This window comes from Mesorhizobium sp. f-mel (assembly GCF_053850215.1).
The window spans coordinates 290818-304444 of record NZ_JBSPTO010000001.1 but is presented as its reverse complement, the minus strand read 5'-3'; the positions used below and the strand labels follow the sequence as shown (position 1 = coordinate 304444).

The window sequence follows — 13627 nt, the reverse complement described above, 5'->3', positions numbered from 1 at the left end:
GAGCCAATTGCCGGGGGACGCAAACGACAAGTTAGCCGAAATCGATATGCCGCGACGACGTTGGACCCGGCCAAACCGACGAATTGGATAAATAATTTGACCAGTTGGCGACACTGGCTTTATCCTGCGCGACACCGGTTCAATCCCCAGGCCATCCCCGTTGAGCGATATTTTCTCCAGGATCGAGCATCCCCGCACCGCCGACGAGGTGGTGCAGCAGATCGAGAGCCTGATCCTCGAAGGCGTTCTGCGCACCGGCGACAGGCTGCCGGGCGAGCGCGAGCTGGCACGCCAGTTCGAGGTGTCGCGGCCGATCCTGCGCGATGCGCTGAAGGCGCTGGAGGGGCGCGGGCTTTTGACGACGCGGCCCGGCGGCGGCACCCATGTCGCCGACGTCATCGGCCAGCTGTTCACCAAGCCGGTGACGGACCTGATCTCCATGCACCGCAAGGCGGCGACCGACTATCTGGAATACCGCCGCGAGATCGAAGCGGTGGCGGCCGAGTACGCGGCGCGGCGCGCAACATCGGACGATCTGGCGTTGCTCGACCGCATCATGGCGCGCATGGACGAGGCGCACCGGACCGGCAATTTCGACGACGAGGCGGAAATCGACGTCGAGTTCCACCACGCAATCTGCGAATGCGCGCACAACATCATCCTCCTGCACACGCTGCGCTCGTGCTACCGGCTGCTGTCGGAGGGCGTCTTCCAGAACCGGCTCTTGGTGTTCAACGTGCCGGGCGCGCGCGAAGCGCTGCTTTCGCAGCACCGGGCGATCTACGCGGCGGTCAAGGCCGGCGATCCGGCGGCCGCACGGCAGGCGGCGATGGACCACATCACCCATGTCGAACGCACCATGGCCGAGGCCGAGCGCAGCGGCGACTGGCAGCGTGTGTCGCGGCTGAGGCTGATTCAGCGCTCAGAGGCCGGCGACAGCGAGCCGGCAAGAAAACGCTCGTGAGAGACTGTCTGGAAACTCTACCGCGGCGGCCATCTGATGGCGTTTTCTGCGCTTACCTACAGCGCCGCGCGTCCTTTGGACGCGCAAAGGACGCTATAGCACTTTTGATTTTGCGCATGATCCTTTCCGAAAATCTTTCCAATTTTCGGGGTCATGCGCGGGCTCACAGACCCCAAATGTCCGCTCCGCTCCGGTTCTCGAAACCACCACCATATGACTCGCCGGAGCGACTTTCCAAACAGCCTCTGAGCGCCGGCCAAGAAAATCAACGACGAATTAGCGAACAACCAGCGGAAAACCCATGGGCATGATCCTCACCATCGCCGATCTCAAGGACCTGGCGCGCCGCCGCGTGCCGAAGATGTTCTTCGACTATGCCGATTCAGGTGGATGGACCGAAAGCACCTACCGCGCCAATGAGGAGGATTTCCAAAAGATCAAGTTCCGCCAGCGCGTGCTGGTCGACATGAGCAACCGCTCGCTGGAATCGACCATGATCGGCGAGAAGGTGGCGATGCCGGTGGCGCTGGCGCCGACCGGTATGACCGGCATGCAGCATCCCGACGGCGAGATGCTGGCGGCGCAGGCGGCGGAGGAATTCGGCGTGCCCTTCACGCTTTCGACGATGAGCATCTGCTCGATCGAGGATGTCGCATCAGTGACCAAGAAGCCGTTCTGGTTCCAGCTCTATGTGCTTCGCGATAAGGATTTCGTCCTCAATCTCATCGACAGGGCGAAGGCGGCGAAATGCTCGGCGCTGGTGCTGACGCTCGATCTGCAGATCCTCGGCCAGCGCCATAAGGATATCCGCAACGGGCTGTCGGCGCCGCCGCGCTTCACGCCGAAACACATCTGGCAGATGGCGACCAGGCCGGGCTGGTGCATCGGCATGGCCGGTACTCAGCGCCGGACTTTCCGCAACATCGTCGGCCACGCCAAGGGCGTCGGCGACCTCACCTCGCTGTCCTCATGGACGACGGAGCAATTCGATCCGCATCTGTCGTGGAAGGACGTTGCCTGGATCAAGGAACGCTGGGGCGGCAAGCTGATCCTGAAAGGCATCCTCGACAAGGAAGACGCGCTGATGGCGGCCAAGACCGGCGCCGACGCGATCATCGTCTCCAATCATGGCGGGCGCCAGCTCGACGGTGCGCCGTCGTCGATCGAGGTGCTGGAAGAGATCGCCGACGCTGTCGGTGACACGATCGAGGTGCATATGGATGGCGGCATCCGCTCGGGCCAGGACGTGCTAAAGGCGCTGTGTCTTGGCGCCAAGGGCACCTATATCGGCCGGCCTTTCCTTTACGGCCTTGGCGCGCTCGGCAAGGATGGGGTCACCAAAGCCTTGGAAATCATCCGCAAGGAGATGGACATAACGCTGGCACTGTGCGGAAAGCGTCTGGTAACCGACATGGGCAAGGATCAGCTTCGGCGTTAGACTCCCGTGACGGCATGATCACGGAGATGGACGCATTGATTGCCCCCGGCATCCACTTTCTCGACGCGCGCGGACCGGAAGGCATGCGCATCTATGCGGTCGGCGACGTGCATGGCCGGCTCGACCTGCTCGTCGCCATGTACCGCCGGATTGCGGCCGAGATCCGCCAGGCGCGGCCGGCCGACTGGCGTGTCATCCATCTCGGCGACTATGTGGACCGCGGCCCGGACTCCAAGGGCGTCATCGATTTCCTGATCGAAGTGCGAAAACGCGACCCGCGCCACCTGATGCTCGCCGGCAACCACGACATCGGCTTCCTCGACTTCCTCGATGCACCCGATGCGGACGGGCTTTTCATGCGCTATGGCGGCATCCAGACCGCGCAGTCCTATGGCGTGGTGCTCAATGAAGGCGGCGGTGCGTGGTTTGGCAGGTCCGAGGCGGCACTGCGGCAAGGCCATGCGGCGCTGGTCGAGGCCGTGCCGAAAAGCCATGTCGACTTCCTGCAGTCGCTAGCGTTTTCACTGACCTTTGGCGACTTCTTCTTTTGCCATGCCGGCATCCGGCCAGGCATTGCGCTGGAAAGTCAGAGCACGCAGGACCTGATCTGGATCCGCGATGTCTTCCACAATCATTCCGGCCTGCATCCGAAGATCGTGGTGCATGGCCACACGCCGGTTCCGGAGGCGGAGGTAATGGTCAACCGCGTCAACATCGACACGCTCGCCTACCAGACGGGAAACCTCAGCGCGCTCGTCGTCGACGGCGCGGACAAGCGTATCCTGGTGGTGTCAGGTGAGAGGGCCTAAAGCGCGTCGCGTTTCAAGTCTGTGTTTTAGCGAAGCGCGGCGGTGACGCCGTAGCCATCGACGGCGTTGTGGTTGTTGGCTGCGTCGCCGGCATAAGTGCCGAAGCCGCACAACACTATGGCCGACAACATGACAAAGGACAGAAGCGCTGCTTTCACGGACGTCATCTCTTGTTGAGCTCTCTGCATCTGTGCACGAGGCGGGTTACCAATGGGTTGAAACGGAAATACGTCTCAAAATTTCGACGATTTCGCGTTTCTAGGCAGTTTCTGTATCGGCGATGTGTCGCGCGAGTGAGACAAAGGGTTCATCGCGTTGCACGGAAGATGCAGAGCGCGTGCCTTCTAGGGTGGCGGGCGGCCACAAGCCAAGGACGAAACAAGCTGTCCACAGCGGATTTTTGCCAACGTGCCAAATATGCAACGTCGGGACCGACAGCCGTCAGATCGTCGCCACCCAGGCGCGGGCAATGGCCAGCCCGGCGGCATCGGCATCCGGTCCGTGATGGGCCATTTCGTCGTCGAGCCGAATGCTCCAGTCCGGGTACCGTTCGGCAATGAGCGATGCGAAGGATGAGCTCCAGTCGCGGACCATCGGCCGGTCCGCCTCGAAATGGAACTGAAAGCCATAGACGGCGCGGCCCATGCGAAACGCCTGGTTCTCGGCGACTTCGTTGCCGGCGAGCCGCACGGCACCTTCAGGCAAGACAAAAGTGTCGTCGTGCCATTCGAAGATGGGGAAATTTTCAGGCAGCGCGGCGAGTACCGGATCGGCCTTCGCCGCCGGAGTGAGAGAGACCTTGTGCCAGCCGAATTCCGAGGCGCCGCCGATCCGGTTCTCGCCGCCGAAGGCGCGCGCGACCAGTTGGCTGCCAAGGCAGATACCGAGCACGGCGCGATCCTTGTTCGCAAAATCGCGCGTCAGGTCGAGCAGTTCAGGGAAATACGGGCAAATCTCGTCGTCCAGGGCATTCTGGGCGCCGCCGAGCACGACCATGGCGTCGTGCGCATCGCTGTCCTGCGGCAGCATCTCGCCACAATAGGGCCGGCGCAGGTCGATATCGGCGCCCGCCTCGACTAGCGCTGCGCCGATCTGGCCAAGGCCCTCACTGTCGAAATTCTGGACCACCAGCACCCGCATTGAAAAACCTGCTGACATGAAAATGATGCGTCGAGCGATATCATGCCGCCGTCATTTCGGCCAAGATGCGTATTCGGGGAGAAAGCTATGCCACTGCAGAACCGCGTAGACCCGTTCGGCGTTCTCCGCGCCGTGCCGGAGCGTGGCCTGTTGATGGGCAATCGCGGTATCATCCATGACCCCGAAACGAAGACGCTGCTGAAAAAGCGCTGGGCACTGCAGGCCTGGATCATCTGCGTCTGTGAATTCCGCGATGTACGGCGCGAGCCGATGGGCCGAAACAGGAACGGTGGCAAGACCGGCTGGACCGAGCTGTTTTTCCTGGACGAGGTCACCGCGCTCTCGGCCGGACATCGGCCTTGCTTCTTCTGCCGGCGCGAGCGGGCGAGCGACTTCGTCCAGCGCTTCGGCGTGGCCTACGGCATTGCCGAGCCGCGCGCACCGCAGGTCGACAAGCGGCTGCATAAGGAGCGGCTGGCGGCAGGTGGGCGGGCACCGGTCGTATTCGCCGAAGAGCTTGCCGGGTTGCCGGACGGCGCCATGATTGCGGAAGGGGGCAACGCCTATGCGATGCGCGGCGGCAAGGCGCTGCGCTGGTCGTTCGCAGGCTATGGCGATCCGGTGGGGTTCGGTGGTTTTGCCGTCCGTCCAATCCGCCTGCTCACGCCGGCAACCACCGTTTCCGTGCTGCGGCAAGGCTACGAACCGGTCTGGCATCCCTCGGCTGAGACTTGACGCCAAGGTTTGGCTCGCCCATTCCTCGGCGATGCGCGCCAATTACAAGATGCAGCGGCTGTTCGTGCCGAACGACCTCGGACCGGAAGCCGAGTTCGAGGCGAGCCCGCAGCAGGGTCATTACCTGATGCATGTGCTGCGGCTCGGCGAAGGCGCCGAAATCCTGTTGTTCAACGGCCGCGACGGCGAATGGTCTGCGGCAATCGCCGCCAAATCCAAGAAGGCGGTACGTCTGAAGGTGCTGGCCTTGCAGCGGCCGCAGCCGCCGCTGCCCGATCTCGTCTACTGCTTTGCGCCATTGAAGCAGGGTCGGCTCGATTATCTGGTGCAGAAGGCGGTCGAGATGGGCGCCGGCGTCCTGCAGCCGGTGATCACCCAGCACACGCAAGTGGCAAAGCCCGGCATCGCACGCCTGCGCGCCAATGTCGTCGAGGCCGCCGAACAATGCGGCATCCTGGCGGTTCCGGAGGTGCGCGAAGCGGAAAAGTTCGAGCGCCTGCTGGCCGGCTGGGACAAGGAGCGGCGGTTGATCTTCTGCGACGAGGATGCCTCGACCAACAATCCCCTGCCCGCGCTGCAAGCGGTGCGGGAGAAGAAGTTCGGGCTGCTGGTCGGGCCCGAGGGCGGGTTTTCCGACGAGGAACGAAGGATGCTGAGGGTGCTGCCTTTCGTAACCGCCATTCCGCTCGGTCCGCGCATCCTGCGCGCCGACACGGCTGCGGTGGCGGCACTGGCGGTGATACAGGCGACGGTCGGGGACTGGTGAAGATTCTCCCCTTCTCCCCCAGCGGGGCCCTTGCGGGAGAAGAAAGAAGCAGCGTCAATCAATTCCAGTTACCCTGTGGCTCAGGATTTTTCGCTTGATCGGCTACTGACATTTCGTCCATCTAGCGCCGGCGGTCGTCCGACCGCCTGCAGAGGACTTGTAATGGCGCGCGACACAACCGATTTCCGGCCGATCGAAGGCGTCGACGAGCTTGTCGAGCATCTGGCTGAAGGCAACAAGCCGCGCGACAAATGGCGCATCGGCACCGAACACGAGAAATTCCCGTTCTATGTCGACGGCAATGCGCCGGTGCCCTATGGCGGCGAGCACGGCATCCGCGCCATTCTCGAGGGCATGCAGGAAAAACTCGGCTGGGATCCGATCATGGATGCCGGCCGCATTATCGGCCTGGTCGAGCCGACCGGCCAGGGCGCGATCTCGCTGGAGCCCGGCGGCCAGTTCGAACTGTCCGGCGCGCCGCTGGAGACGATCCACCAGACCTGCCGCGAAGGCAATGCGCATCTGGCGCAGGTGCGCGAGATCGCCGAGCCGATGGGCATACGCTTCCTCGGCCTCGGCGGCAGCCCGAAATGGTCACTGGCCGAGACACCGAAAATGCCGAAATCGCGTTACGAGATCATGACGCGCTACATGCCCAAGGTCGGCACCAAAGGACTCGACATGATGTACCGCACCTGCACCATCCAGGTGAATCTCGACTTCGAGAGCGAGGCCGACATGCGCCGCAAGATGCAGGTGTCGCTGAAGCTGCAGCCACTGTCGACGGCGCTGTTCGCCAACTCGCCCTTCACCGAAGGCCGGCCCAACGGATTTCAGAGCTGGCGCGGCGACATCTGGCGCGACACCGACAACCAGCGCTCGGGCCTGCTCGAATTCTGCTTCTCGCCCGATTTCGGCTTCGCCGACTATGTCGAATGGGCGCTCGACGTGCCGATGTATTTCGTCATCCGCGACGGCCAGTACCACGACATGACACACGTCACCTTCCGCCAGTTCATGGCAGGTGCGGCCCGCAACGAGATACCCGACGGGCTGCCGACGATGGGCGATTGGGCGAACCATCTGTCGACGCTGTTCCCCGACGTGCGATTGAAGCGTTTCCTTGAAATGCGCGGCGCCGATGGCGGACCGTGGCGGCGCATCTGCGCGCTGCCGGCCTTCTGGGTCGGGCTGCTCTATGACGCGGCGGCGCTCGACGCGGCCGAGGCGCTGACCTCGAGCTGGAGCTATGAAGAGGTGCTGGCGATGCGCAACGCCGTGCCGGAACAGGGCATTTCGGCGCCGTTCCGCAACACGACACTGCGCGAGATCGCCCGCGACGTGCTTGTCATCTCGCGCATGGGGCTGAAGAACCGCGGCCGCAAGAACCGCGACGGCTATGATGAAACGTCGTTCCTCAGCACGCTGGACGAAGTGGTCGCGCGTGGCACGACAAGCGCCGAAGAGCTGCTCTCCGCCTATCATACGCGCTGGGGCGGCTCGATCGAGCCGGTGTTCATGGAATATGCGTACTAGCCGTTTGCTATCCGGTTGGCCGACAGCTCAGGAATAGTCGCCTCAGTTAGTAATGGAAACGAATTAGAGCGCCACGCGCCCTGGTGGACGCGCAAAGGACGCCCTGACTCTCTTTTAAGCTACCGCATCGTGCTTTCCGAAAATCGATTCCGATTTTCGGGCCGATGCGGTAGGCTTTCCTGCGAGGATTTTCCCGGAGGAGAAAACCAATGCCTTCCTTGTTCGACATTCTGGCGCAGGCTCAGAACGGCAACGGCATGCAGGTCCTGGCCCAACAGTTCGGGCTGTCGCTGCAGCAAACGCAATCGGCGGTCGAGGCGCTGCTGCCGGCTTTTTCACAGGGGCTGAAGCGCAACACGTCCGATCCTTACGGGCTCGGCGCATTCATGACGGCAATGGCCAGCGGCCAGCACGCCAAATATTTCGAGGACGCAAGCCGGGCTTTCTCGCCGCAGGGCGTCGATGAAGGCAACGGCATTCTTGGCCATCTGTTCGGCTCGAAAGAGCTGTCCCGCGCCGTTGCCAGCCAGGCTGCGCAGGCAAGCGGTGTCAGCCAGCAGGTTTTGCAGCAGATGCTGCCGGCCGTGGCCTCGATGATGATGGGCGGACTGTTCAAGCAGACCACAAATCAGATGCAAGCGGCAGGCGGATTCGGCGGCGGCAGCAATCCGCTCGGCGAGATTATCGAGCAGATGATGCGGCAGGCCGGCGGAGCCGCGCAAGCGCCGGCACCACAGCAGCGCCAGGCGCCCGGCCCGATGGACAACCCACTCGGCAAGGTGCTGCAGGACATGTTCGGCGGCGGCGCGCAGCAGCAGCCGCAAACCCAGCCGCAGCAGGCGCCCAGTCCCTACGGCGACAATCCGCTCGGCAAGGTGCTGCAGGATATGTTCGGCGGCGGTGCGCAACAGCCGCAAAGCCAGCCGCAGCCCCAACAAACGCAGAACCCGTATGGTGACAATCCGCTCGGCAAGGTGCTGCAGGATATGTTCGGCGGTGGTGCGCAACAGCCGCAGCAGCCTCAGCCGCAGCCGCGTCAGGCGCCCCAGCAGCGCCCGGCGCCACAGCCGCCGGCCAATCCGAGCGGCAGGCCAAGGAATCCGTTCGACGATTTGTTCGGCAAGATGTTCGAGACGGGCGCGCAGCAGCGCGACGATTACCTGAAGGGCGTCGAATCGATCTTCGACCAGTTCAAGCGAGGAATGGATCGCCGGTAACCCGACGAGGCTGCCGGCATCTGATCTTCAGCGTTGATCAAAGAAAATGCCCGGTCCTTGTGAGAACCGGGCAGTGTGCAGGCGGGCCGGCGGGGGGACCGGCAGGGAGTGGGAGCCTGCGAAATCCAAGCGCCGTGCGCCCTTTAGACGCGCAAAGCACGCGAAAGGGCACGCAACAACGCGATCATGCCACCTTGCGGGCAATACCCTCTATCGTGTCTGTGCGATCGGCCGCGATGATGCGAAGCCTCTCGGTTGGATCGCGGCCGAACGGCACCTCGATGGCGACGTGGAGATCGGCGCGTGTCAAGCCGATGTCGGCGAGTTCGGAGTCCGACATCTCGCCAAGGCGATAGAAGGCGCGGCGGTTTTTCCAGGCGCGATAGACGTTGGAGATGGTGTTGACTACGCGCGTCGCAATAGCCGGACGCGACGTAATGCGCGAAGTCTCGGTGGCGAAATCAAACGTAGCCATGTCAGTCTCCTTCATTCGGACGGACGAAGACAGGTGATCGGCGCTGGCAACAGCGGCCGTTCCGGTCCCGATTCACTTACAAGATGCATGTCGTCGTCCTAAAACCGGTGACCACTTTTAGGTGACATGCATTGCCTTGATGTGGACGATCGTAAATTTGCCATCGTTCGATTGATTAATCCAACGAATGTTTCTAATCTTTAGCATCAACAGCAGTGATGGATTGGACCGATGAAAGCGCCACTCGATCTCGATCAGTTGCAGACCTTCGTCACGATTGTCGACACCGGCAGCTTTACCCGCGCGGCAGAAGAGGTGCATCGGACTCAGTCGGCGGTGTCCATGCAGATGCGCCGGCTGGAGGAGCGGATCGGCAAGCCGCTGTTCGAAAAGGACGGGCGTACCAACAGGCTGACCGAGGACGGCGACAGGCTGCTCTCCTACGCAAGACGGCTGCTGTTCCTCAATCGCGAAACGCTGGCCGCCTTCGATGACCGGCGGCTCGAAGGCACGATCCGCATCGGCACACCGGACGACTATGCCGATCGCTTCCTGCCCGAGATCATGGCCCGCTTCGCCCGTTCCAATCCACGTGTCGAGCTGACCGTCATCTGCGAGCCGACGCCGGGGCTGGTCGAGCATATCAAGCGCGGCAATCTCGATCTGGCGCTGGTGACGCATAATGACGCGCACGGTCAGTCGGAAGTGGTGCGGCGCGAACCGCTGCTGTGGGTCACTTCGGCCAACCACGCGACACATGAGCAGGACACATTGCCGATGGCTTTCGGCCGCCCGAACTGCATCTGGCGGCGGGCTGCCGTCGACGTGCTCGACCGGCAGAACCGCGACTACCGCATCCTGTTCACCAGCTTCTCGGCAACCGTCATCACCGCCGCGGTGCTTTCCGGCCTGGCCATCTCGGTGCTGCCGGAATGTGCGCTGCGGCCCGGCATGCGGGTTCTGGGCGACGCCGACGGGTTCGGCGCCCTGCCCGATTGCCGCATCGGCATCATGCGCGGCCAGACGTCGCGGCCGGAGATCGTCGACGCGCTGGCCCGCCACATTTCGGAAAGCCTCGACAATATTTCCGTGCCGCTCGGCGAAGATACGGGAAGCTTCGACTTCCCGGCATTTGCCTTCTCTAAGACGAAGCGGACCAAGCCGAACCAGATCTCGCCGGGCTGGTGAAAAACCCCCGCAATTGGCCGGCACCGGACACACCCGTCTTGACGCGGACGGACAACCGCCCCCCAATCGGCCAATGAGCGACGCAGTATCCGAATCACGCACCAACGCCACCGAATACACGGTGAGCGAGATTTCCGGCGCGCTGAAGCGCACGGTCGAGGACGTCTTCGGCAATGTGCGGGTGCGCGGCGAAATATCAGGCTATCGCGGGCCGCATTCCTCCGGCCACGCCTATTTCTGCCTGAAGGACGACCGCGCACGGCTCGACGCCGTGGTCTGGAAGACCACGATGAGCCGGCTGAAGTTCCGCCCCGAAGAGGGCATGGAGGTGATCGTCACCGGCCGGCTCACCACCTATCCTGGAAAGTCCAACTACCAGATCGTCATCGACAATCTGGAGCCGGCCGGCGCCGGAGCGCTGATGGCGCTGCTGGACGAGCGCAAGCGCCGGCTGCAGGCCGAAGGCCTGTTCGATGCCGGCCGCAAGCGCTTGCTGCCATTCATGCCGCGCGTCATCGGCGTCGTCACTTCGCCGACAGGCTCCGTCATTCGCGACATCATCCACCGGATCAAGGACCGGTTTCCGCTGCACGTGCTTGTCTGGCCGGTGCGGGTGCAGGGCGAGACGGCAGGCGCCGAAGTGACCGCCGCCGTCAACGGCTTCAACGCACTGGCGCAGGATGGCATTATTCCGCACCCCGACGTGTTGATCGTGGCGCGCGGCGGCGGCAGCCTGGAGGACCTTTGGGGGTTCAATGACGAGGGGCTGGCCCGCGCCGTCGCCGCCTCGCGCATTCCGGTGATCTCCGCTGTCGGCCATGAAACGGACTGGACGCTGATCGACCTGGCGGCGGATGTGCGGGCGCCGACACCGACGGGGGCTGCTGAGATCGCCGTGCCGGTCAAAGTCGACCTCGAAGCGACGCTTGCCGGTCTTGGCGCGCGGCTGAAGACCGCGGCATCGCGCAATTTCGAGCGCAAGCGCCAGGCGGTCCGTGCCGCTGCCCGGGCGCTGCCCTCGCCCGACCAGTTGCTGGCGCTGCCGCGCCGGCGTTTCGACGAGGCGACCAGCCGGCTGGGCCGGGCGCTGTCCGTCAGCGTCCAGCGCAAGCGAGCTAGGCTTCAGGCGCAGCGGCTGACGCCGGCCACCCTGTCGCGACGCATGAACGAGGCCCGCACGCTGGCCGGCCGCGACCTCGCCCGCGCGCAAGCGGCGTTCTTCGCCATCGTGCGCGACCGGCGAACGCGGTTTTCGCGCACCGCGGCGCGGCTGTCGCCGGCGCCGATCGCAAGGCGGCAGAAATTGCAGGCAGATGGCCTGGCGGCGCTGTCGCGGCGACAGGACCGGGTGATTTCCGTACGGCTCGAGCGCTTGCGCGGGAAATTGACCCAGGCCGACCGGCTGCTGGCGACGCTGTCGCACAAGGCGGTGTTGGCGCGTGGCTTCGCCTTGGTGAAAGACGCCGACGGCGCGGTGATCAAGCAAGCGGCGGAAGTGGTGCCGGGTATGGCACTTTCGCTGGAGTTTGCCGACGGGACCGCCGATGCGGTTGCGACCAGCGGTGCCGCGCGGCCGAAAACAACTGCTAAGCCGGCCGCCAAAGCCAAGGAGCGTGGCAATCAAGGCTCCCTGTTCTGAGTGGCAATGATTTCTGAGTGCCTATGATTTCTGAGCCCGCATGACCGACAATCATCACCAGACGACGCCTTCCGGCAGGCCACGCGCGCGAGCCTTCGGCATAAGTTTTGACGGCACGCCTGGGCCGTTCAACGCCATCACCGATGTGGCTGGCGTTGCGGTCGGTTATTCGACGCTGATTTCGGGCGATGGTGCGCTGGTGGTCGGCAAGGGACCGGTGCGCACCGGCGTGACCGCTATCCTGCCGAGACCGCGCGCCGATCTCGCCACGCCGGTTTTTGCCGGCATCTTCAGCCAGAACGGCAATGGCGAATTGACCGGCTCGCACATCATCGAGGAAACCGGTGCCTTCAATTTCCCGATCACCATCACCAACACGCATTCCTGCGGCGTTTCACGCGACGCAACGCTGCGCTGGATGCAGCGCGTGCTGCCGGCCGCGCTCGACAGCGGCTGGGGCCTGCCGGTGGCGGCGGAAACCTATGACGGTTTCCTGAACGACATCAACGGCCACCATCTCAGGTTCAAGCATGTCGCCGCGGCACTCGATGGCGCGACCAGAGCATCGATCGTGGAAGGCAGCGTCGGCGGCGGCACCGGCATGATCGCCTTCGGTTTCAAGGCAGGCTCCGGCACGGCATCGCGCCTCGTCGAATGGCACGGCCGGCGCTACACGGTCGGCGCGTTCGTGCAGGCGAATTTCGGCAAGCGGAGCAATTTTGTCATTCGCGGCTTGCGTGCCGGGCCCGATCTCGTGGAACCGGCTATCCGCGAAAGCACGCCGCACGCCGAAAAGGGCTCAATCATCGGGATCGTCGCCACCGATGCGCCGTTCATGCCGCATCAGATGAAGCGGCTGGCCCGCCGGGCGCCGCTCGGCGTCGCCATGACCGGCGGCTTCGGCTATCATAGCTCGGGCGATATTTTCCTGGCCTTTTCGACCGCCAACCGCGAGGCGGCACTGGCGCCGTCAGCCCGCATCGCCAGCGCCGATTTTATCCCGGATACCGACATCGATCCGTTCTTCGACGCCGTGATCGAGAGCGTGGAGGAGGCGATCCTCAATGCGCTGGTCGCCAATGACAACATGACCGGGCGCGACGGCAATTTCGTGCCGGCGCTGCCGAAGGCATGGCTCAAGGGCAACTTCGGGGCAAGTCAGGGAAAGTAGGACTGTGGCGTGTCACACGTCGCCCGGGTCTTGGAAATGGTTGAGCCTGGTAAACAGATGCCTTTCCCGGCCTTTCGCCGGGTCGGCATGTCACTCGGCAGACTTGTCCGAATTCTTTTCGTCCTGGTCGGCCTCAGCCGCCTCTTCCAGCTTCGACGCTATAAGCTCCTGAATGTCGCCGACCTCTTCCTGGATATCCTCCAGCGGTATGCCGGCTTCAGCCGCCCTGGCGGCGCATTCCCTGGCGAGGGTCTCGGCCTGCTCCTCGATCCTGTCCAGCGAGGGCTGGCAGTGGACCTTTTCGCCGATCCACCCTTGCAAGAACTCGATCGCGTGTTCGCTCATGCTGCTGTTCCCTGGCGGCTGCGCCGGTTGGTAATCATAAACGCCGGTATCCCCGAAAAGATGCACGATCCCATTCCAACCGAGTCGTCGCCGTCCGGCAAGCCGATCTTGCCCAAGCTCCACAGAGCTGACGTGAATCGAAGGTTCAAGGAGCACATTCTAATTGTTGAGGCGATTCTATTTTCTGAGGAGACTGGCACCGTT

14 protein-coding genes are annotated in these 13627 nt (G+C 63.5%); 10 read left to right on the top strand and 4 right to left on the bottom strand.

The features are described from left to right. Positions 1–160 precede the first annotated feature (160 nt). From ACWUKX_RS01435 to ACWUKX_RS01425, 3 genes are all read left to right on the top strand, one after another. A complete protein-coding gene (locus tag ACWUKX_RS01435) occupies positions 161–964 on the top strand; it encodes a FadR/GntR family transcriptional regulator (protein WP_029348383.1) in 804 nt (267 codons plus the stop codon). A 301-nt stretch (positions 965–1265) separates the two neighbouring features. Continuing rightward, entirely contained in the window at positions 1266–2402 is a 1137-nt protein-coding gene (locus ACWUKX_RS01430) for an alpha-hydroxy acid oxidase (protein WP_456003147.1), read from the top strand. Between the two features lie 35 nt (positions 2403–2437). Next, complete coding sequence (locus ACWUKX_RS01425) at positions 2438–3211, top strand: metallophosphoesterase (RefSeq protein ID WP_095519373.1); 774 nt, start codon at positions 2438–2440, stop codon at positions 3209–3211. Between the two features lie 26 nt (positions 3212–3237). Here ACWUKX_RS01425 and ACWUKX_RS01420 read toward each other — a convergent pair whose 3' ends face one another. Together ACWUKX_RS01420 and ACWUKX_RS01415 are read right to left on the bottom strand one after the other, a co-directional pair. Next, a complete protein-coding gene (locus ACWUKX_RS01420; protein ID WP_258124092.1) occupies positions 3238–3369 on the bottom strand; it encodes a hypothetical protein in 132 nt (43 codons plus the stop codon). Between the two features lie 283 nt (positions 3370–3652). Then, positions 3653–4351, bottom strand: a complete 699-nt coding sequence (locus tag ACWUKX_RS01415) for a type 1 glutamine amidotransferase (protein WP_456004052.1) — start codon at positions 4349–4351, stop codon at positions 3653–3655. Between the two features lie 87 nt (positions 4352–4438). On the opposite strand from ACWUKX_RS01415, the gene ACWUKX_RS01410 reads away from it, so the two are divergent. The 4 genes from ACWUKX_RS01410 (at position 4439) to ACWUKX_RS01395 (ending at position 8605) form a co-directional block, all read left to right on the top strand. Next, a complete protein-coding gene (locus ACWUKX_RS01410) occupies positions 4439–5086 on the top strand; it encodes a hypothetical protein (RefSeq protein WP_456003145.1) in 648 nt (215 codons plus the stop codon). 31 nt (positions 5087–5117) lie between these two features. Beyond that, the gene (locus tag ACWUKX_RS01405; RefSeq protein WP_456003143.1) at positions 5118–5852 is read left to right on the top strand and encodes a 16S rRNA (uracil(1498)-N(3))-methyltransferase; all 735 of its coding nucleotides are present in this window, start codon (positions 5118–5120) and stop codon (positions 5850–5852) included. Between the two features lie 162 nt (positions 5853–6014). Next, the gene (locus ACWUKX_RS01400; protein WP_456003141.1) at positions 6015–7388 is read left to right on the top strand and encodes a glutamate--cysteine ligase; all 1374 of its coding nucleotides are present in this window, start codon (positions 6015–6017) and stop codon (positions 7386–7388) included. A 209-nt stretch (positions 7389–7597) separates the two neighbouring features. Then, a complete protein-coding gene (locus ACWUKX_RS01395) occupies positions 7598–8605 on the top strand; it encodes a DUF937 domain-containing protein (RefSeq protein WP_456003139.1) in 1008 nt (335 codons plus the stop codon). A gap of 184 nt (positions 8606–8789) precedes the next feature. On the opposite strand, the gene ACWUKX_RS01390 is transcribed toward ACWUKX_RS01395, so the two are convergent. Then, positions 8790–9080, bottom strand: a complete 291-nt coding sequence (locus ACWUKX_RS01390; RefSeq protein ID WP_029348395.1) for a DUF1127 domain-containing protein — start codon at positions 9078–9080, stop codon at positions 8790–8792. A gap of 231 nt (positions 9081–9311) precedes the next feature. Here ACWUKX_RS01390 and ACWUKX_RS01385 point away from each other — a divergent pair, with 231 nt between their 5' ends. The 3 genes from ACWUKX_RS01385 to ACWUKX_RS01375 all read left to right on the top strand — a co-directional run bounded on the left by ACWUKX_RS01385 (position 9312) and on the right by ACWUKX_RS01375 (position 13078). Then, complete coding sequence (locus ACWUKX_RS01385; protein WP_095519014.1) at positions 9312–10268, top strand: LysR substrate-binding domain-containing protein; 957 nt, start codon at positions 9312–9314, stop codon at positions 10266–10268. Positions 10269–10341: 73 nt separating this feature from the next. Further along, positions 10342–11907, top strand: a complete 1566-nt coding sequence (gene xseA / locus ACWUKX_RS01380) for an exodeoxyribonuclease VII large subunit (protein WP_456003137.1) — start codon at positions 10342–10344, stop codon at positions 11905–11907. A gap of 40 nt (positions 11908–11947) precedes the next feature. After that, positions 11948–13078 (top strand): DmpA family aminopeptidase, encoded by a 1131-nt coding sequence (locus tag ACWUKX_RS01375; RefSeq protein WP_456003135.1) that lies wholly within the window; start codon positions 11948–11950, stop codon positions 13076–13078. Between the two features lie 90 nt (positions 13079–13168). Here the strand turns inward: ACWUKX_RS01375 and ACWUKX_RS01370 are convergent, their stop codons facing one another. After that, positions 13169–13423: a hypothetical protein gene (locus ACWUKX_RS01370; RefSeq protein WP_287337919.1), complete on the bottom strand. Its 255-nt coding sequence runs from the start codon at positions 13421–13423 to the stop codon at positions 13169–13171. Between the last annotated feature and the right edge of the window lie 204 nt (positions 13424–13627).